Source organism: Pseudomonas sp. FG36 (assembly GCF_057809275.1).
Map to the genome: position 1 here is coordinate 1 of NZ_JBMDJQ010000034.1, position 19,498 is coordinate 19,498.

Sequence of the window (19,498 nt, forward strand, 5' to 3'; positions counted from 1 at the left end):
GCTCGTCGGGCTCATAACCCGAAGGTCGTCGGTTCAAATCCGGCTCCCGCAACCATATTCGTCAGAACAAACCCCGCCTGTCGCAAGACAGTGCGGGGTTTGTTGCATTCAGCCCATACCCTTTCGATTCCTCCTCGCCAAGCCCTGTTCCAGCCCTTGCAGACGGCTGAATGAACTATCTTTAACTATCCTGAAACAGATTAAGCCGCCGGCGCGGAGTAATATTCGGATACGTTTTTCCAAAGGGACTTTCACTTGGCCGTACCTTGCCTTCACCTCGCGCGTTGCGCACGAGGCACTCCATGACCGCCCCCACTCCCGAGCCCCAGGCACCGTTGACCACGGCCTTGCCGGCGGCGGCGCAGCGCCTGCCCTGGCTGGAACGTCTGAGCAAGTACCGTCAGCCGCTGGGTTTGGCGTTGACATTGCTGCTGTTCGCCATGGGCCTGATTGCCTGCCGCCATCTGTTGAGCGAACTGGATATCTACGCCCTGCATGATGCGATGCTCAGCGTACCGACCCAGTCGCTGCTCGGCGCGCTGCTGGCCACGTTGGTCGGCTTCGTGATCCTGCTCGGTTACGAATGGTCGGCCAGCCGCTATGCCGCCGTGCAACTGCCACCTCGCACCCTGGTGCTCGGGGGCTTCAGCGCCTTCGCCATTGGTAACGCGATAGGCCTGTCGATGCTGTCGGGTGGCTCGGTACGCTATCGCCTCTATGCCCGCCAAGGTTTGGGGGCCGCAGAGGTCGCGCGCATGACGGTGTTCGCCAGCCTTTCGCTGGGCTGCGCGCTGCCGCCGCTGGCGGCACTGGCCACCCTGAGCGACCTGCCGGCAGCGGCAACGGCGCTGCGCTTGCCTGCACCGCTGTTGGGCGGTATCGCCATCGCCGTGCTGGTCGCGGCGGTAGCCCTGGTCATGGGCCTGTACCGCCGTCGCCTGCCTGAACAGCCGCTGGCCGACAACCTGCTGGTGCAGTTCGGGCGCCGCACCCTGCGCCTGCCAGGCGCACGCCTGACTGCGTTGCAACTGCTGATCACCGCCCTGGATGTCGCCGCCGCGGCCACCGTGCTTTATTTGCTGCTGCCCGAAGCCCCACCCTTTGGCGCGTTCGTGCTGGTCTACCTGCTCGCCCTCGCCGCCGGGGTGCTCAGCCATGTGCCGGGTGGCGTCGGGGTGTTCGAGGCGATCCTGCTGGCCGCGTTCGCCAACCAGCTGGGCGCGGCGCCACTGGCGGCCGCCCTGCTGCTGTACCGGCTGATCTACGTGGTGATGCCGTTGCTGGTGGCCTGCGTACTGCTGCTGGCCAACGAAGCCCGACGGCTGATGGTCACCCAGCAGGCGATCCGCGCAGCCTCGGGCCTGGCCGCGCCGGTGCTGGCAATCCTGGTGTTCCTTTCCGGCGTGGTGCTGCTGTTCTCCGGCGCCACCCCGGAGATCGATAGCCGTCTGGAGCACATGGGCTTCCTGATCCCACACCGCCTGATCGATGCCTCCCACTTCGGCGCCAGCCTGATCGGCGTGCTCTGCCTGCTGCTCGCCCAGGGCCTGCGCCGGCGCCTGTCGGCCGCCTGGCTGCTGACCACCGTGCTGCTGCTGGTGGGCGCGGTGCTGTCGCTGCTCAAGGGCTTCGACTGGGAAGAAGCCAGCCTGATGTGCTTCACCGCTGCCCTTCTCGCCCTGTTCCGCCGCTCGTTCTACCGTCCCAGCCGCCTGCTGGAGCTGCCGTTCTCGCCGGTCTATCTGGTGGCCAGCGCCTGCGTGGTCGGCGCCTCGGTATGGCTGCTGCTGTTCGCCTACCAGGACGTGCCCTACACCCACAAACTGTGGTGGCAGTTCACCCTTGATGCCGATGCGCCGCGGGGATTGCGCGCCGCGCTGGGCAGCGCCGTACTGCTGGTGATCGTTGCCCTGACCTGGCTGCTGCGCACCGCCAGGCCAGTGATCCACTTGCCCAACGAAGATGAACTGCAGCGCGCCAACCGCATCCTGCTCGCCTCCGACCAGCCCGATGGCGGCCTGGCCCTGACCGGTGACAAGGCGCTGCTGTTCCACCCCAACGACAACGCCTTCCTGATGTATGCCCGTCGCGGCCGCAGCCTGGTAGCCCTGTACGACCCGATCGGCCCGGCCCAGGAGCGTGCCGAAATGATCTGGCAGTTCCGCGACCTGTGCGACCTGCACCATGCCCGCCCGGTGTTCTACCAGGTGCGTGCGGAGAACCTGCCGTTCTACATGGACATCGGCCTGACCGCGATCAAGCTCGGCGAGGAAGCGCGGGTCGACCTGCGCCGCTTCGATATCGATGCCAAGGGCAAGGAGATGAAGGACCTGCGCTACACCTGGAACCGCGGCGGCCGCGACGGCCTGGCCCTGGAAATCCATGAGCCTGGCCACGCCCCGCTGGAGGCACTCAAGGAGATCTCCGACGCCTGGCTCAGCGGCAAGAACGTGCGCGAAAAAGGCTTCTCCCTCGGCCGCTTCAGCCCCGAGTACCTGCAGCATTTCCGCATCGCGCTGATCCGCTTCCAGGGCCGTCCGGTGGCCTTCGCCAACCTGCTGGAGACCCACAGCAACGAGCTGGCCAGCCTCGACCTGATGCGCGCGCATCCAGAAGCACCGAAGCTGACCATGGAGTTCATGATGGTCGGTCTGATCCTGCACTACAAAAGCCACGACTACGGCCGCTTCAGCCTGGGAATGGTCCCCCTTTCCGGCTTGCAGCCGCGGCGTGGCGCCCCCTTGACCCAGCGCCTGGGCTCGATGGTGTTCCAGCGCGGCGAACAGCTCTACAACTTCCAGGGCCTGCGGCGCTTCAAGGACAAGTTCCAGCCGGACTGGGAACCCCGCTACATGGCCGTGCCAGCCGGGCTTGACCCGCTGGTGGCACTGGCTGACACCGCCGCCCTGATCGCTGGCGGCCTGACTGGATTGGTGAAACGTTGATGATCCGACGCTATTGGCTGTACGTACTGATTCCCCTGTTGCTCGCCGTGCTGGCCGGTGGCGCGGCCTTCTGGCTGTGGACCCGCCCGGCCCCCGAGGCACGCCTGGAGCACCTCACGCTCGACGACGGCAGCGCCCTGACCCGCGCCACTCCCGGCGTGCATGCCAAGGCCCGGGTGGCCATCGGCGTGCCCCAGGACCAGGCCCTGACCGACAAGCAACTGCTCGACCTGAGCCAGGCCGGCGAGGCCCAGCTGGTGCAGGTGGTCCTGCCGCCGGCCGACTGCGCCAAGCAGCAGGCCGCGATGGACCAGGCTCTGACCCGACTGGCTGACAAACCGACCCTGGTTGCCGGTATCGGCCCAGGCGCCGCCCAGGCCTGGCGCTGGCTGGCCGCGCAAGGCGACGACAAGGCGCGAGCCATCTCGGTGGATTTCACCGTCGAGCAGCCCGGCTGCCAGGCCGCCCTACCCAAGTCCGCCGCCCATGGCCACTGGAATGTGGCCTGGAACGACAACCCGGATGACGCCAGCGCCGCCTTCGTGCGCGACCAGGCCAACGCCGAGACCAGCATCGCCGACTACGACATCCACCTGCCCCAGGTGCTCAAGGCGCAGTTGACCCAGGCCCTGGTCGGTCACGATGGTAACGCCCTGGCCATCCCGGTGGTGGAAGTCCCGGCCGGGCAGACCACCGACACCGTCACCCTGTTCCTTTCCGGCGACGGCGGCTGGCGCGACCTGGACCGCGATGTAGCCGGCGAGATGGCCAAGCTTGGCTACCCGGTGGTCGGCATCGACACCCTGCGCTATTACTGGCAGCACAAGACCCCGGAGCAGAGCGCCGCCGATCTCTCCGAGCTGATGCAGCACTACCGCCAGAAATGGGGCACCAAGCGCTTCGTGCTGACCGGCTACTCGTTCGGCGCCGACGTGCTGCCGGCGATCTATAACCGCCTGTCCGCAGACGACCAGAAGCGCATCGATGCGGTGATCCTGCTGGCGTTCGCCCGCAGTGGCAGTTTCGAGATCGAGGTGGAGGGCTGGCTCGGCAAGGAGGGCCAGGAAGCCCCAACCGGGCCGGAGATGGCCAGGTTGCCGGCGGCGAAGGTGGTGTGCATCTATGGCGTGGAAGAGACTGACGAGAGCGGCTGCACCGACAAGACCGCCGTGGGTGAGCGCATGAAACTGCCTGGCGGCCACCACTTCGACGAAAACTACCCGGCTCTGGCCAAGCGTCTGATCGGTGAGATCGAGACCCGCCAGGGAAAGGCCAACGTCGCTGAGAAATGATAAGGAAAGGGGCCGCTTCACGGCCCATCGCGGGGCAAGCCCGCTCCCACAAGGTCACACAAGCCTTGTGGGAGCGGGCTTGCCCCGCGATGCTTTAGCCCTCAGATTTCGACCTGCGTCCCCAACTCGATCACCCGATTGAGCGGCAGGTTGAAAAACCGCAGATTGCCGTTGGCATTCTTCAGCAGGAACGCGAACAGGTTCCCGCGCCAACGCGACATCCCCTCCAGGCGCGAGGCGATCACCGTCTCCCGGCTGAGGAAGTAGGTGGTGCGCATCGGGCTGAAGTCCAGCTCGTCCAAGTGGCACAACTTCAGCGCCGCCGGGACGTCCGGCTCGTCCATGAAGCCAAAGTGCAGCAGCACCCGGAAGAACCCGTCACCATAGGCTTCCACTTCGAAACGCTCATGCTCCGGCACTCGCGGCCGGTCCTCGCTGACCACCGTCAGCAGCACCACCTGGCTGTGCAGCACCTGGTTATGCAGCATGTTGTGCAGCAGCGCGTGGGGAACGGCATCGGAGCGCGCGGTCAGGAACACCGCGGTGCCCTCGACCCGATGCGGCGGCTGCACGCGGATGCTGCTGATGAACAGCGGCAACGGCAACGCGCCTTCATCGATGCGCTCGACCAGAATCTGCTTGCCGCGCTTCCAGGTACTCATCAACACGAACAGCACGATACCCGCCAGTACGGGGAAAGCGCCGCCCTGCACGATCTTCGGCACGTTGGCGGCGAAGAACAGCCCGTCGACGAACAGGAAGCCCAGCAGCAGCGGTACCGCCAACACCGGCGGCCACTTCCACAGCAGCAGCATGACCGCCGAGACCAGGATGGTGGTCATCAGCATGGTGCCGGTCACTGCCACGCCGTAGGCCGCCGCCAGGGCGCCGGAGGACTCGAAGCCGATCACCAGCAGCACCACGCCGACCATCAACGCCCAGTTCACCGCGCCGATATAGATCTGCCCCTGCTCGTCGCTGGAGGTGTGCTGGATTTGCATCCGCGGCACATAGCCCAGCTGGATGGCCTGGCGAGTCAGCGAGAAGGCCCCCGAGATCACCGCCTGGGAGGCGATCACCGTGGCCATCGTGGCCAGGCCCACCAGCGGCAGCAACGCCCAGGACGGCGCCAGCAGGTAGAACGGGTTGCGTGCCGCCTCGGGGTTCTGCAACAGCATGGCGCCCTGGCCGAAGTAGTTGAGCACCAACGCCGGCAGCACCAGGGCGAACCAGGCACGGGCAATGGGTTTGCGGCCGAAGTGGCCCATATCGGCGTAGAGGGCCTCGGCACCGGTCAGCGCCAGCACCACCGCACCAAGAATGGCCACGCCCATGCCGGGGTGGACGATGAAGAAATTCAAGGCCCAACCCGGGTTGAACGCCTTCAGCACCTCCGGGCTCTGCGAGATCCCATGCACGCCCAGCGCCGCCAGCACCAGGAACCAGGCGACCATGATCGGGCCGAAGGCCTTGCCGATCTTTTCCGTGCCGTGCTTCTGTACCAGGAACAGCGCCACCAGCACCACCAGCGCAATCGGCACCACCCAGTGGTCGATACCCTCGAACGCCAGGCCCATGCCCTCCACCGCCGACAGCACCGACACCGCCGGGGTGATCATGCTGTCACCGTAGAACAGCGAGGCGCCGATCAGGCCGCAGCCAACCATCAGCATGCGCAGCCGCGGATACTGCGCCGTGGCCCGCCGCGCCAGCGCGGTCAGGGCCATGGTGCCGCCCTCGCCCTGATTGTCGGCACGCAGGATGAACATCACGTACTTGAACGAAACCACCCACAGCAGCGACCAGAGGATCAACGACAGGATGCCCAGCACCCCGTCATGGTTGACCTGTACGCCATAACCGCCGGTAAAGACCTCTTTGAGGGTGTACAGCGGGCTGGTGCCGATATCGCCATAGACCACCCCAACGGCCGCCACGAGCAGGCCCAGCGGCCGTGCCGCCCCCTGCTTCCCCGCGTGCCCGCCTTCGGCATGACTGCTTGCCTGAACCATCGACCACTCCCGCAGACGGCCTGTTAGACCGGTTGAATGCCTACCCGCGCCGGGCCCTCCCGGATACCCCGGCGCAACGGCGCGAAGCATAGCGCAGCGTTCGTCGTATTTCTGCTGGTAAAGCGACCTTGTGCTCGCTAGAATTGCGCACTTTTTGATCAGAGGCGCCGAAAGCGCCCGCCAGGATCGCCCCCGTTACCGGCCGGGCGACCTGTATTCAATACCGAGGTTAGCCATGTCCACCACTCCCGCCACCCCAAAGGTCGGCTTCGTCTCCCTGGGTTGCCCCAAGGCTCTGGTCGATTCCGAGCGCATCCTGACCCAGCTGCGCATGGAAGGCTATGAAGTCGTGCCTACCTACGAGGATGCCGACGTGGTGGTGGTCAACACCTGCGGCTTCATCGACAGCGCCAAGGCCGAGTCGCTGGAAGTGATCGGCGAAGCCATCAAGGAAAACGGCAAGGTCATCGTCACCGGCTGCATGGGTGTCGAGGAAGGCAGCATCCGTGACGTGCACCCCAGCGTGCTGTCGGTCACCGGCCCGCAGCAGTACGAGCAGGTGGTCAATGCCGTGCACGAAGTGGTGCCACCGCGTCAGGACCACAACCCGCTGATCGACCTAGTGCCGCCCCAGGGCGTCAAGCTGACCCCGCGTCACTACGCCTACCTGAAGATTTCCGAAGGCTGCAACCACAGCTGCAGCTTCTGCATCATCCCGTCGATGCGCGGCAAGCTGGTCAGCCGCCCGGTCGGCGAAGTCCTGAGCGAAGCCGAGCGCCTGGTCAAGGCCGGCGTCAAGGAGATCCTGGTGATCTCCCAGGACACCAGCGCCTACGGCGTGGACGTCAAGTACAAGACCGACTTCTGGAACGGCCGCCCGGTCAAGACCCGCATGCTCGAGCTGTGCGAGGCGCTGAGCAGCCTGGGTGCCTGGGTGCGTCTGCACTATGTCTACCCGTACCCGAACGTCGACGACGTGATTCCGCTGATGGCCGCCGGCAAGATCCTGCCGTACCTGGACATCCCGTTCCAGCACGCCAGCCCCAAGGTGCTCAAGTCGATGAAGCGCCCGGCCTTCGAAGACCGCACCCTGGCGCGCATCAAGAACTGGCGTGAACAGTGCCCTGAGCTGGTGATCCGCTCGACCTTCATCGTCGGTTTCCCCGGTGAAACCGAGGAAGACTTCCAGTACCTGCTCGACTGGCTGACCGAAGCCCAGCTCGACCGCGTCGGCTGCTTCCAGTACTCGCCGGTCGAAGGCGCCCCGGCCAACGACCTGGGCCTGGAAGAGGTGCCGGACGACGTCAAGCAGGACCGCTGGGACCGCTTCATGGCCCACCAGCAGGCCATCAGCACCGCGCGCCTGCAACTGCGTATCGGCAAGGAAATCGAAGTGCTGATCGACGAAGTCGAAGAGCAGGGCTCGGTGGGCCGCAGCTTCTTCGACGCGCCGGAGATCGACGGCAGCGTGTTCATCGACGGCGACCACGGCTTCAAGCCGGGCGACAAGGTCCGCTGCCGCATCGTCGACGCCGACGAGTACGACATGTGGGCCGAGCCCATCTGAGCGAAACCCGCCTGAAAATACCCCGCCAGCTGGCGGGGTATTTTTTTGCATCTATGTTTTCCTCAATGGCCCCGAGGATCACAGGATGTCGCCCACCGTCACGCTGCACACACCTCATCTGAGCGATTATCCCGAGCTGGTCCGGGTGTGGGAGGCGTCGGTGCGGGCCACCCACGACTTCCTGCCCGAGGGCTACATCCTGCTGCTGCGCGAGCACGTGCTGCGCAAGTACCTGGATGCCGTGATGCTGGTCTGCTGCAAGGACAGCAAGCGGCACATCCTCGGTTTTGCCGGAGTGGCCAACGGCCGGGTGGACATGCTCTTCGTCGCGCCCGAACACCGTGGCCAGGGCATCGGGCGGCGCCTGCTGCGCCACGCGGTGCACGAATTGAACGCCGAGCGCCTGGACGTCAACGAACAGAACCCGCAAGCCCTGGGTTTCTACCTGCATGAAGGCTTCGAGATCTATGGCCGCTCGGAAATCGACGGCCTAGGGCAGCCCTATCCCCTACTACATATGAGGCTTGTTCGTACAACGTCCTAGTACGCAAGCTCAGGAAACCACTACCCCGCTCCGAAATGGCGCAAATGACATCGATTTGCAGCCGCTACCTCGCCCAGGCAGGTACAATGAAGGCTTTCCCTTCCGCGTGATGCCAGTGTCCATGTCCGAACCCATTCGTCTCTCCAAACGCCTCATCGAACAGCTTGGCTGCTCCCGCCGCGAGGCCGAACTGTACATCGAGGGTGGCTGGGTCACGGTCGATGGCGTGGTGGTCGAACAACCCCAGTTCAAAGTCGCCGAACAGCAGGTCAAGCTGCTCCCGGGCGCTCGTGCCGACTCACTCGAACCGGTCACCCTGCTGCTCAACCAGCAGGCCGGCCAAAACAGCGCAAGCGCCCTGGCCAGTATCAGCATGGCCAGCCTCAGCGAAGCGCACCGCGAGGGCGTGCGCCCGTTGCATGGGCATTTCGCCCGCCAGGCCTGCATCGTCCCGCTGCTGCCCGGCGCCACTGGCCTGCAGCTGTTCACCCAGGACTGGCGGGTAACCCGCAAGCTCGAGGCCGACCTGCGCCGCATGGAGCAGGAATACATCGTCCAGGTCAGTGGTGAAGCCAAACCCGGCGCTCTCGAGCGCCTGGCCCGTGGCGTGGAGCGCAAGGGTGTCGAACTGCCGAAGGCCAAGGCCAGCTGGCAGAACGAGCAAAACCTGCGCATCGTGCTGAAGAACCCGCAACCGGGCTTGATCGAACAGCTTTGCGAAACCGCCGGCCTCAAGGTGCTGGCGATGCGCCGTATTCGCCTTGGCGGGGTGTCGATGGGCAAGCTACCGCTGGGCCAGTGGCGCTACGTGGCCGCTACAGAACGCTTCTAGCATTACCGCCGCGCAATGACTGACGCGGCAACAGAACAGGATTCGCTGCAATGAACCACAACGATGTACTGCGCAGCCTGCGCTACATGCTCAAGGCCAACGACCAGAAAATGGCCGAGATCATCAAGCTCTCGGGCCTCGAGGTTTCCGTCGAGGCCATCGCCACCTATGTAAAAAAGGAAGAGGAACCCGGCTTCGTACGCTGCCCGGAGAAGGTCATGGCGCATTTCCTCGACGGCCTGGTGATTCACCGTCGCGGCCGCGACGACAGCCGCCCGCCTCAGCCGATCGAAGTGCCGGTGACCAACAACACCGTGCTCAAGAAGCTGCGGGTGGCCTTCGAGCTGAAGGAGGACGACCTGCACGCGGTGCTCAAGTCCGTCGACTTCCCGGTGTCCAAACCAGAGCTGAGCGCGCTGTTCCGCAAGGTTGGCCACGACAACTACCGCCCCTGCGGCGACCAGTTGCTGCGCAACTTCCTCAAGGGCCTGACCCTTCGCGTGCGCGGCTGAGCCAAGATGCAGCATACCGTCTCGCCGGTCGGCATCGTTCGCTCCTGCTTCAAAGAGAAGTTCGCCATCCCGCGCCAGCCCCAGCTGGCGCCGGCCGCCCGCGGCGTGCTGGAGCTGCTGCCGCCCTTTGACCAGGGCGATGCCGTCGAAGGCCTGGAACAGGTCAGCCATGTGTGGTTGCTGTTCCTGTTCCACCAGGCACTGGAGGACAAGCCACGGCTGAAGGTGCGCCCACCGCGCCTGGGCGGCAACAAGAGCATGGGGGTGTTCGCCACCCGAGCCACCCATCGGCCCAACGGCATCGGCCAGTCGGTGGTACGCCTGGAAGGCGTCGAACCGGGGCGCCTGCTGCTGTCGGGGATCGATCTGCTAGACGGCACCCCGGTGCTGGATATCAAGCCTTATGTGCCATATGCGGACAGCGTCGCCGAGGCATCGAACCTGATGGCCAGTGATGCACCGGAGCCGATCAGTGTGCAATGGAGCGAGGGCGCACTGCCTCAGGCCCACACCCACGCACTGCGCCTGGGCGAACCGCTGGTCGAGCTGATCGAACAGTGCCTGGCGCAGGACCCACGCCCTGCCTACCAGGTGCCACCGCCCGAGCGGGTATATGGGGTGAAGTTCTGGGATGTGCAGGTGCGCTGGCATTATCCGCAACCGGATGTGATCCGGGTGCTGGAGGTGGCGCCGGAGTGATGTCGCGTCGATAAGACGCAATGCCAGGCATAAAAAAACGCAGGCCAAGCCTGCGTTTTTTCATTCATGCCGCTGGCCTTACTTCTCGACGAACGCTCGCTCGATCAGGTAATCGCCCGGCTCACGCATGCGCGCAGAGATCTTCAGGCCAAAGCTGTCCAGCACTTCGCTGGTCTCGTCGAGCATGCTCGGGCTGCCGCAGATCATCGCACGGTCGTCCTGCGGATTGATCGGCGGCAGGCCGATATCGCTGAACAGCTTGCCGCTGCGCATCAGGTCGGTCAGGCGGCCCTGGTTTTCGAAAGGCTCGCGGGTCACGGTCGGGTAGTAGATCAGCTTGTCGCGCACCGACTCACCGAAGAACTCGTTCTGCGGCAGGTGCTCGGTGATGAACTCGCGGTAAGCCACTTCGTTCACGTAGCGAACGCCGTGTACCAGGATCACTTTCTCGAAGCGCTCGTAGGTCTCCGGGTCCTGGATGACGCTCATGAACGGCGCAAGGCCGGTACCGGTGCTCAGCAGGTACAGGTGCTTGCCCGGGTTCAGGTCGTCCAGCACCAGGGTGCCGGTGGGCTTCTTGCTGATGATGATCTCGTCGCCTTCCTTCAGGTGCTGCAGCTGGGAGGTCAGCGGGCCATCCGGCACCTTGATGCTGAAGAACTCCAGGTGCTCTTCCCAGTTCGGCGAGGCGATGGAGTAGGCGCGCATGAGCGGACGGCCGCTGTCCTGCTGCAGGCCGATCATCACGAACTGACCGTTCTCGAAGCGCAGGCCCGGATCACGGGTGCACTTGAAGCTGAACAGAGTGTCGTTCCAGTGGTGCACACTGAGGACACGTTCGTGGTTCATGTTGCTCATCGATGGGGCTCCTGAAGGAAAACGCGGCGCGCGCAAGACGCGCAGTTGCGCGATAGTTTAGGGGCAGCGACAATATCTGTTAACTGAATTATCAAGATATGTGTTATCGGTTATATAGATATGCGATTCACACTTCGTCAGCTCCAGGTCTTTGTCGCCGTCGCCCAGCACCAGAGTGTGTCCAGGGCCGCGGGCGTACTGGCCTTGTCGCAATCGGCAGCGAGCACCTCGATCACCGAACTGGAGCGCCAGTCCAGCTGCCAGCTGTTCGACCGTGCCGGTAAACGCCTGAGCCTCAACGCCCTGGGCCATCAACTGTTGCCCCAGGCCGTGGCCCTGCTCGACCAGGCCAAGGAAATCGAGGACCTGCTCAACGGCAAGTCGGGATTCGGCTCGCTGGCGGTCGGCGCCACCCTGACCATCGGCAACTACCTGGCCACCTTGCTGATCGGCAGCTTCATGCAGGTGCACCCGGAAAGCCAGGTCAAGCTGCACGTACAGAACACTGCGCATATCGTGCAACAGGTTGCCCATTACGAAATTGACCTGGGTCTAATCGAAGGCGACTGCAACCACCCCGATCTGGAGGTACAGCCCTGGGTGGAGGATGAGCTGGTGGTGTTCTGCGCGCCGCAGCATCCGCTGGCCAAGGCCGGCCATGCCGATATCGAGCAGCTCTCCCATGAAGCCTGGATCCTGCGCGAACAAGGATCGGGCACGCGCCTGACCTTCGACCAGGCCATGCGTCATCATCGCGCCAACCTGAACATCCGCCTGGAACTGGAACATACCGAAGCAATCAAGCGGGCGGTGGAGTCGGGCCTCGGTATCGGCTGTATCTCGCGCCTGGCGCTGCGCGACGCCTTCCGCCGCGGCAGCCTGGTACCGGTGGAGACGCCGGCGCTGGATCTGTCGCGGCAGTTCTATTTCATCTGGCACAAGCAGAAGTACCAGACCTCGGCCATGCGCGAGTTCCTCGAGCTGTGCCGCAGTTTCACCGCAGGGGTGCAGCGCAGCGACGAGATCGTGCTGCCGCCGATCGCCTGAACGTCAGCCGAGCAGGATCACGCCCCAGACCAACGCAACCATGCTCATGGCCACCAGTTGCGCGGCACTGCCCATGTCCTTGGCGTTCTTCGACAGTGGGTGACGATCGAGGGAAATGCGATCGATCGCCGCCTCCACCGCCGAATTGAGCAGCTCGACGATCAGCCCCAGCAGGCACACGGCGATGAGGATCGCCCGTTCGGCGCGGCTCACCGGCAGCCAGAAGGCCGTGGGGATCAACAGCACGTTGACCAGCACCAGCTGGCGAAACGCGGCCTCACCCTTGAACGCGGCGCGCAGGCCGTCCAGCGAGTAGCCAGCGGCATTGAAGATACGTTTGAGGCCGGTCTGGCCCTTGAATGGCGACATGTGTGTCAGTCACTTCACCGAAAAAGGCCAGCAGGCTAGTTCAACCGCAGTCAAAAAAGCGTGAAGGCGCAGGGATTTAGCTGGCCGAAACCGATTCAAGTTGTTGCAACAATAGCGCGGCCTGGGTCCGGGTGCGCACGCCGAGCTTGCGGAAGATCGCCGTGACGTGGGCCTTGATGGTCGCTTCCGAGACACTCAGTTCATAGGCGATCTGCTTGTTCAGCAACCCTTCGCAGACCATGGTCAGCACGCGGAACTGCTGCGGGGTGAGGCTGGCCAGCCCTTCGCTGGCGGCCTTGGCCTCGGCAGACACATCGACCTTCTCGAACGCCTGCGGCGGCCACCAGACATCACCGTCGAGCACATTGCGCACGGCTTCCTGGATCTTGCTCAGCTCGCTGGATTTGGGGATGAAACCGCTGGCGCCGAATTCGCGGGACTTTACCACGACCGCCGCCTCTTCCTGCGCCGAAACCATCACCACCGGGATCTGCGGGTATTGGCCACGCAGCAGCACCAGCCCGGAGAAACCATAGGCACCGGGCATGTTCAGGTCCAGCAGGACCAGGTCCCAGTCGGCTTTTTCAGTCAGGCTGGTTTCCAGTTCGGCGATGCTCGCCACCTCGACCAAGCGCACATCCGGGCCCAGGCCGAGGGTAACGGCCTGGCGCAGTGCGCTGCGAAACAGCGGGTGGTCATCGGCAATCAGGATTTCGTATGTGGCCATCGATCTAGGGATCCTGTTCTGTACCAGGCGCAGGGGGTACGGGAGACGCCTGGCGGGCAACTCATGGCGCGAACGGCAGGGCCGCCGGCCGGGATGGCACGGCGAAGTCCGGGGTAACAGCAGCTTCGTCGTGCCCGAAGCGGCGCCAAGGATGCCGAGCACGCCCCGGGTGGTCAAGCCAATTGCCCGGTCGTCCCCGCCTACCCTGGCTGCCAGCCCCGACAGTATGTACCAATCCGCCGTGCCTGCCCCTTGGACTATAGGAAGGTATGCAAACGCTGGTGGACCTCGTCCTGCTCATCCAGCGCCAGGCGCCGCTTGCCGCTGAGGTAGTGCAGGCTGAACACATCCAGGTAGGCATCCAGGGCCTGCGAGGCCTGGCTGTCGCCGGCCAATTCCAGACACATGGCGGCGACTTCGGCGGTACAGAAGTGGTCGTCACGCTTGGAGCGGCGCAGGCGGTAGCGCGACATCTGCTCGGCCTGCAGGCTCAACACCGGGAAACGGTCGAGATAGGGGCTCTTGCGAAACATCTTGCGCGCCTCGGTCCAGGTGGCGTCGAGCAGGATGAACAGCGGGCGCTTGCCCGGTTCACGCACCACCTCGCTGACCACACGGTCCTCTTTGACGAACTCGCCGGGGAAGACGATGTAAGGCTGCCAGCGCGGATCGTCCAGCAGCGCCAGCAAACCCTCGTCCACCGAGGTACGCAGCCAGCCGAAGGCGGACGTATCCTCGATCACGTCGGCAATCAGCCACCCCGTATTGGTCGGCTTCAGTGGCTCGGTGTCATGCATCAGCAGGCACATACCGGCGTCTGCCGGCACCCGCGGTTTCCACGCGCACAGGCAGTGCGTGGCGATCACCCGGCAATCCGGGCAGCGCTCGGCTCGCGAGCCGCGGGCGACAAAGGGTTTGATGCTGCGCGCCAGGCGCTCGGCGCGCAGCCGCGCTACCGCGTGGCTCATGGCTGCAGGCCTTGGCAGGAAGATGGAAGGGGCACGACGACGACTCGGTAAAAACAAAATGCGAGTCTACCAGAGCGTACGTCATTTGCCGTGCAGCCCTTACGGCCGCTCCTTTATAATCAACGGCTCAGGCGGCCGGGGAACCCCAGCAGTTTCATGGAACGCCGCCCGCCGGCGCAGGTCAAAGCGCCAGTCATCGAACCAGGAGAGATTCATGCTGCGTCTTATCGTCCCGACCCTGAGCCTGTTGCTCGCCCTGCCCCTGGCCGCCCAGGCTGCCTCCAAGCAGGAATACGAGCTGACCCAGATGCTGCAGAAGGTCGCCAAGGAAAGCAGCGTCGGTACCCCCCGGGCCATCAACGAAGACATCCTCGACCAAGGCTATACCGTCGAAGGCAAGGCGCTGGTCAATCACCTGAGCGTGCGCCAGGAGCATGCGCAAGGCATGCAGGCCAACCCCGCGCAGGTGCGCAGCCAGCTGGGTGACAGCGTTTGCCGTAACAATGGTTACCGTCAGCTGATGTCCAAGGGCGCGGTGATGGTCTACCGCTTCACCGTGTACAAGACCAACCAACCGGTCATGGACCAGGCGTTCGACGCTGCCAGCTGCGCGGCTGGCAACAAGAAAAAGTGATTCAGGCCAGCTGATCGCTGTCTCTGGCGCGCCGCTGCTCATCATCGGCGCGCAACTCGGCCAACAGGGCCAGCAGGTAAGGCGAGTGCCCCTCGCCCCCCTGCAGCCGACGCAAGCACTCCCCCTCCAGGCTCAGGTGATGCACCTTCGCCTCGCGCTCGAGCAACTGCAACAGTTGCCCGTCCACCTCGATCACCAGCCGGTGCATACCGCCACCTCGCTGCATCACTCTTCCGCCTCCAGTTAACCAAAGCGCTGCCATCATCGGATCCAGTCTGACAGGCGGTATTGCACGCCTGTGGCGGCACGAGTGCGCCCCAGCGTCTAGATTGATAACGAGTACCCATAACAACGACAACGCGATGGAACTGCCACTGCAACAATGGCCTTGAAGGCCTACTGCAACGCTCGGGGGGCACACTCGAGCCACAGCAGCCAGCGACACACGCAGTGTCGCGGCCGGGACCTGCCATCGACCCGGTCAGAGGTTTTGCTGCAGAAGGAGACGTTGAATGCCTTACCAATCGAACGAGCTGCTGTTCAATCATTTCAGGGACCACGGCATCGACCTGAGCAAGATCGACGAGCAACTGCAACTGGTTGCCCCGAACAGCCCCAACCTGCCGCTGTACCGCGACATGCTGCTGACCGTGCTGCGCATGGCCCACGACGACCGCAACCGCTGGAACGCCAAGATCACCCTGCAGGCCCTGCGTGAACTCGACCATTCGTTCCGCACCCTCGAGCATTACAAGGGGCGACGCAAAGTTACCGTGTTCGGCTCGGCACGAACGCCGTTGGAGCACCCCATGTATGCGCTGGCCCGGGAGCTCGGCGCAACGCTGGCACGTTCCGACCTGATGGTGATCACCGGCGCCGGAGGCGGCATCATGGCCGCCGCCCACGAAGGCGCCGGCAGCGATCACAGCCTGGGCTTCAACATCACCTTGCCCTTCGAGCAGCATGCCAATGCAACCGTCAATGGCACCGACAAGCTGCTGCCGTTCCATTTCTTCTTCATTCGCAAGCTGTTCTTCGTCAAGGAGGCCGATGCGCTGGTGCTCTGCCCGGGAGGCTTCGGCACCCTTGATGAGGCGCTGGAAGTGCTGACCCTGATCCAGACCGGCAAGAGCCCGCTGGTTCCGGTGGTGTTGCTCGACTCGCCCGGTGGCAGTTTCTGGCAGGACGCCCTGGCCTTCATCAGCCGCCAACTGGAAGAAAACCGCTACATCCTGCCCAGCGACCTCAAGCTGGTACGCCTGGTGCACAGTGCCGACGAGGCGGTGGAGGAAATCAACCAGTTCTACAGCAACTACCACTCCAGCCGGTGGCTGAAGAACCAGTTCGTCATCCGCATGCACCATCCCTTGAGCGAGGCCGCGCTGCATGACGTGGAGGAAGGCTTTGCCGACCTGCGCCTGAGCGGCAGGTATCACCAGCAGCCTGACAGTGGCGCGGAGCATGAAGAAGGCAACTTCAGCCACCTGACACGCCTGACCTTCGCCTTCAACGGCCGTGACCAGGGTCGCCTGCGCGAACTGGTGGACTTCATCAACCTGTCGGAGAACTGGGCCAAGCCCCAGCCAATGCACACCACCCAACGAGCCCGGGAAGCCCTGCGGGTGAACTGAATGCAAAATGGCCCACATGGCTGGCCCCGGTCGGGGTCAGCCATGTGGGCCATCAATGCTGGTCACGCTTCAATAATCGTCAAGATCGCGCCCGCTGAGCAGCCGGCCGATCATTTCCATGGAAAACCCACGGTAGGCGAGAAAACGCGTTTGCTGTGCACGGCTGCGTGGATCATGGGGAAGTTGCCCTGAGAACTTACGCTGCCACACCTCCTTCAACCGCACCGCCCAGTCCACTTCGCTGTCACGCAGTGCCTGGTCGATATCGCCTCGGTCCAGACCTCGCTGACCAAGTTCCTCACGGATACGCCCAGGGCCATAGCCTGAGCCGGATCGATAGCGTATGAAGCTTTCAAGGTAGCGGGCCTCGCTGAGCAGCCCCTCCTCGGCAAGCCGATCGAGCGCAGGCTCGATCAACTCATCGGTAGCGCCGCGTTGGCGCAACTTGCGGGTCAGCTCCACGCGACCATGCTCGCGGCGTGCGAGCAGGTCCATGGCTGTCCGCCGAACGGCGACGGGTGTGTCGAGTACGACGGACATGGAGGCAGATCAATAACCGGCGTCGGCGTCAGCCAGATCATCGGCATCGGCTTCGGCGGCACCGGCCTTGGCGGCCGCTGCTGCAGCGGCTGCAGCACCGGCGGTCAGCAGCTTATCGCGAATCTGCTTCTCGATCTCGCTACCAATGGCCGGGTTCTCTTGCAGGTACTTGGCGGCGTTGGCCTTGCCCTGACCGATCTTGTTGCCCTGGTAGCTGTACCAGGCACCGGATTTTTCAACCAGGCCCTGGGAAACACCCAGGTCGATGATTTCGCCGTTGCGGTAGATGCCCTTGCCGTAGAGGATCTGGAACTCGGCCTGGCGGAACGGCGGCGAGACCTTGTTCTTGACGATCTTGACGCGGGTTTCGCTACCAACCACCTCATCACCTTCCTTGACCGCGCCGGTACGGCGAATGTCCAGGCGCACGGAGGCGTAGAACTTCAAGGCGTTACCGCCGGTGGTGGTTTCCGGGCTACCGAACATCACGCCGATCTTCATACGGATCTGGTTGATGAAGATGACCAGGCAGTTGGCGTTCTTGATGTTACCGGTGATCTTGCGCAGCGCCTGGGACATCAGACGGGCCTGCAGGCCGACGTGCATGTCGCCCATCTCGCCTTCGATCTCGGCCTTGGGCACCAGCGCGGCCACGGAGTCGACGATGATCACGTCGACGGCGTTGGAGCGCACCAGCATGTCGGTGATTTCCAGGGCCTGCTCGCCGGTGTCCGGCTGCGAGACCAGCAGGTCGTCGACGTTGACGCCCAGCTTGCCGGCGTATTCAGGGTCGAGGGCGTGCTCGGCGTCGACGAAGGCGCAGGTGGCGCCGTTCTTCTGGGCTTCGGCGATGACCGACAGGGTCAGCGTGGTTTTACCCGAAGACTCCGGGCCGTAGATCTCGACGATACGGCCTTTCGGCAGGCCACCAATGCCCAGGGCGATGTCCAGGCCCAGGGAACCTGTGGAGATGGCGGGGATCGCCTGGCGCTCGTGGTCGCCCATGCGCATGACCGCGCCTTTGCCGAATTGGCGTTCGATCTGACCCAGGGCCGCAGCCAAGGCGCGCTTCTTGTTGTCGTCCATTGAAATCCTCACGTGTTCGACGTGGCCCTGACGGCCGGAATAACTGTATAAGTAGCCAGTATTATTCCACAGCGATTCGTTTCCGCAAACCCCCGTCGGGCGAATTACTCCGCGCCAAGCTGTAACAAGCCGTCTAACGCGGCGATCACCGTCTGTCGGCGCACCGCTTCGCGGTCACCGTCGAAGTGGCGGCGCTCGCTGCTCACGTGGTCGCCGTCGGCCCAGGCCAGCCACACCGTGCCCACCGGCTTGGCCGCTGAGCCGCCGTCGGGGCCGGCCACGCCGCTGACCGCGACCGCAAAGCGCGCGCCACTGGCAGCCTGGGCGCCGCGTACCATGGCCTCGACCACCTCCTGGCTGACCGCGCCCACCTCGGCGAACAACACCTCGGGTACACCTAGCTGGCGGGTTTTCTGGGCATTCGAGTATGTGACGTAGCCGGCCTCGAACCAGGCCGAACTGCCGGGTATGCGGGTGATGGCCTCGGCGATGCCGCCGCCGGTGCAGGACTCGGCGGTGGTCACCTGGGCATTGAAGCGCCGCAGATGTTCGCCCAGGCGGGTGGAGAGAACAGTGATCGGGTCCATGATGGGCTCCTGTGAAGAATGGGCCCTACCCTAACACCCCGGTGACCTGCCCACACATCGCAGCAGCCAGCCGACCGGGTAATGAATGAACAGCAGGTAGCTCAGGAGCAGCAGATACTCCAACGCCATCAGCATGCTCGCGGCAAAGCATGCAAACAGCACCGGGTTGAAGCCGAAACCGCGAAACTTGCCGCGGTGATGGGCAAAATCCACAGAGGTGAAGTAGTTGTAATGCACCATGAAGCTGATAAGCGCTGCCCAGCCGAGGTACAGCAACAGGTAGCGATGCCATGGCAGTACGGGCAAGCGAGCAGGCAAGCCGGAGCCGGGCTGGCGCAGGATCACGACAAGCCCGGCGGCAAACAGGGGGGCGGCAACCGCGATGTAATTGGCGATGGCCATGGATTCTAGAGGGAAGTTTGATGACCAGGGACCGACACGTCCCAGCAGGTGCTGTACCAGGAACTGCTCGAGCGTGATCGGCAATTGGCCTTGGGCCTGGGTTGGCAACCACAGGGCAATCGCGAAGATTGGCAGCACGCTCACCAGGATGAGTAGCCATTGGCAAAGTTTGAGCAGACCCGCTTTTTCAGTGGTTTTCATGACATCCTGTTCATTGCATGCATTAAGCCAAGGAGCGCAACGCGC

General features: G+C 64.0%; 20 protein-coding genes. 10 read left to right on the forward strand and 10 right to left on the reverse strand.

The genetic code is table 11. From position 1 onward, the window contains the following. The first annotated feature begins 302 nt into the window (after positions 1 to 302). The gene (mprF, locus tag ACODS9_RS21350; RefSeq protein ID WP_489094705.1) at positions 303 to 2,945 is read left to right on the forward strand and encodes a bifunctional lysylphosphatidylglycerol flippase/synthetase MprF; all 2,643 of its coding nucleotides are present in this window, start codon (positions 303 to 305) and stop codon (positions 2,943 to 2,945) included. Continuing rightward, entirely contained in the window at positions 2,945 to 4,237 is a 1,293-nt protein-coding gene (locus ACODS9_RS21355; RefSeq protein WP_367856872.1) for a virulence factor family protein, read from the forward strand. The genes mprF and ACODS9_RS21355 overlap by 1 nt, the downstream gene beginning before the upstream one ends. Before the next feature lie 101 nt (positions 4,238 to 4,338). Here the strand turns inward: ACODS9_RS21355 and ACODS9_RS21360 are convergent, their stop codons facing one another. After that, complete coding sequence (locus ACODS9_RS21360) at positions 4,339 to 6,249, reverse strand: potassium transporter Kup (protein ID WP_023631037.1); 1,911 nt, start codon at positions 6,247 to 6,249, stop codon at positions 4,339 to 4,341. 235 nt (positions 6,250 to 6,484) lie between these two features. Between ACODS9_RS21360 and rimO the strand changes: the two genes are divergently transcribed. The 5 genes from rimO to tsaA all read left to right on the forward strand — a co-directional run bounded on the left by rimO (position 6,485) and on the right by tsaA (position 10,403). Continuing rightward, positions 6,485 to 7,816, forward strand: a complete 1,332-nt coding sequence (gene rimO / locus ACODS9_RS21365) for a 30S ribosomal protein S12 methylthiotransferase RimO (RefSeq protein ID WP_031315328.1) — start codon at positions 6,485 to 6,487, stop codon at positions 7,814 to 7,816. Between the two features lie 85 nt (positions 7,817 to 7,901). Then, entirely contained in the window at positions 7,902 to 8,360 is a 459-nt protein-coding gene (locus ACODS9_RS21370) for a GNAT family N-acetyltransferase (RefSeq protein ID WP_489094706.1), read from the forward strand. 121 nt (positions 8,361 to 8,481) lie between these two features. Then, on the forward strand, positions 8,482 to 9,192 hold the full coding sequence (locus tag ACODS9_RS21375; protein ID WP_489094707.1) for an rRNA pseudouridine synthase: 711 nt from the start codon (positions 8,482 to 8,484) through the stop codon (positions 9,190 to 9,192). Positions 9,193 to 9,242: 50 nt separating this feature from the next. Next, entirely contained in the window at positions 9,243 to 9,704 is a 462-nt protein-coding gene (locus ACODS9_RS21380; protein ID WP_094010097.1) for a YehS family protein, read from the forward strand. A gap of 6 nt (positions 9,705 to 9,710) precedes the next feature. After that, positions 9,711 to 10,403 carry a tRNA (N6-threonylcarbamoyladenosine(37)-N6)-methyltransferase TrmO gene (gene tsaA / locus ACODS9_RS21385; protein WP_489094708.1) on the forward strand — a complete coding sequence of 231 codons (693 nt, stop codon included), beginning with the start codon at positions 9,711 to 9,713 and terminating at the stop codon, positions 10,401 to 10,403. A 78-nt stretch (positions 10,404 to 10,481) separates the two neighbouring features. On the opposite strand, the gene fpr is transcribed toward tsaA, so the two are convergent. Further along, entirely contained in the window at positions 10,482 to 11,261 is a 780-nt protein-coding gene (gene fpr, locus ACODS9_RS21390; protein ID WP_046856781.1) for a ferredoxin-NADP reductase, read from the reverse strand. Positions 11,262 to 11,381: 120 nt separating this feature from the next. Between fpr and finR the strand changes: the two genes are divergently transcribed. After that, complete coding sequence (finR, locus tag ACODS9_RS21395) at positions 11,382 to 12,308, forward strand: LysR family transcriptional regulator FinR (protein ID WP_023631043.1); 927 nt, start codon at positions 11,382 to 11,384, stop codon at positions 12,306 to 12,308. A gap of 3 nt (positions 12,309 to 12,311) precedes the next feature. Here finR and ACODS9_RS21400 read toward each other — a convergent pair whose 3' ends face one another. From ACODS9_RS21400 to ACODS9_RS21410, 3 genes are all read right to left on the reverse strand, one after another. Further along, complete coding sequence (locus ACODS9_RS21400; protein ID WP_023631044.1) at positions 12,312 to 12,677, reverse strand: diacylglycerol kinase; 366 nt, start codon at positions 12,675 to 12,677, stop codon at positions 12,312 to 12,314. Between the two features lie 76 nt (positions 12,678 to 12,753). Then, entirely contained in the window at positions 12,754 to 13,404 is a 651-nt protein-coding gene (gene erdR / locus ACODS9_RS21405) for a response regulator transcription factor ErdR (protein WP_023631045.1), read from the reverse strand. 257 nt (positions 13,405 to 13,661) lie between these two features. Then, positions 13,662 to 14,372, reverse strand: a complete 711-nt coding sequence (locus ACODS9_RS21410) for a tRNA-uridine aminocarboxypropyltransferase (protein ID WP_094010099.1) — start codon at positions 14,370 to 14,372, stop codon at positions 13,662 to 13,664. 214 nt (positions 14,373 to 14,586) lie between these two features. Between ACODS9_RS21410 and ACODS9_RS21415 the strand changes: the two genes are divergently transcribed. Next, entirely contained in the window at positions 14,587 to 15,006 is a 420-nt protein-coding gene (locus ACODS9_RS21415; RefSeq protein ID WP_046856783.1) for a quorum-sensing-regulated virulence factor family protein, read from the forward strand. A 1-nt stretch (position 15,007) separates the two neighbouring features. On the opposite strand, the gene ACODS9_RS21420 is transcribed toward ACODS9_RS21415, so the two are convergent. Further along, positions 15,008 to 15,214, reverse strand: coding sequence for a hypothetical protein (locus ACODS9_RS21420; RefSeq protein WP_046857890.1), 207 nt, complete (start codon positions 15,212 to 15,214; stop codon positions 15,008 to 15,010). Positions 15,215 to 15,518: 304 nt separating this feature from the next. Here ACODS9_RS21420 and ACODS9_RS21425 point away from each other — a divergent pair, with 304 nt between their 5' ends. Continuing rightward, on the forward strand, positions 15,519 to 16,637 hold the full coding sequence (locus tag ACODS9_RS21425) for an LOG family protein (protein WP_094010100.1): 1,119 nt from the start codon (positions 15,519 to 15,521) through the stop codon (positions 16,635 to 16,637). Between the two features lie 69 nt (positions 16,638 to 16,706). Here the strand turns inward: ACODS9_RS21425 and recX are convergent, their stop codons facing one another. From recX to ACODS9_RS21445, 4 genes are all read right to left on the reverse strand, one after another. Further along, a complete protein-coding gene (recX, locus tag ACODS9_RS21430; RefSeq protein WP_102681663.1) occupies positions 16,707 to 17,177 on the reverse strand; it encodes a recombination regulator RecX in 471 nt (156 codons plus the stop codon). A 9-nt stretch (positions 17,178 to 17,186) separates the two neighbouring features. After that, complete coding sequence (gene recA / locus ACODS9_RS21435; protein ID WP_028690616.1) at positions 17,187 to 18,263, reverse strand: recombinase RecA; 1,077 nt, start codon at positions 18,261 to 18,263, stop codon at positions 17,187 to 17,189. Between the two features lie 104 nt (positions 18,264 to 18,367). Next, positions 18,368 to 18,850 (reverse strand): CinA family protein, encoded by a 483-nt coding sequence (locus ACODS9_RS21440; protein ID WP_489094709.1) that lies wholly within the window; start codon positions 18,848 to 18,850, stop codon positions 18,368 to 18,370. A 30-nt stretch (positions 18,851 to 18,880) separates the two neighbouring features. After that, positions 18,881 to 19,453, reverse strand: a complete 573-nt coding sequence (locus ACODS9_RS21445; RefSeq protein WP_110697824.1) for a hypothetical protein — start codon at positions 19,451 to 19,453, stop codon at positions 18,881 to 18,883. Positions 19,454 to 19,498 lie beyond the last annotated feature (45 nt).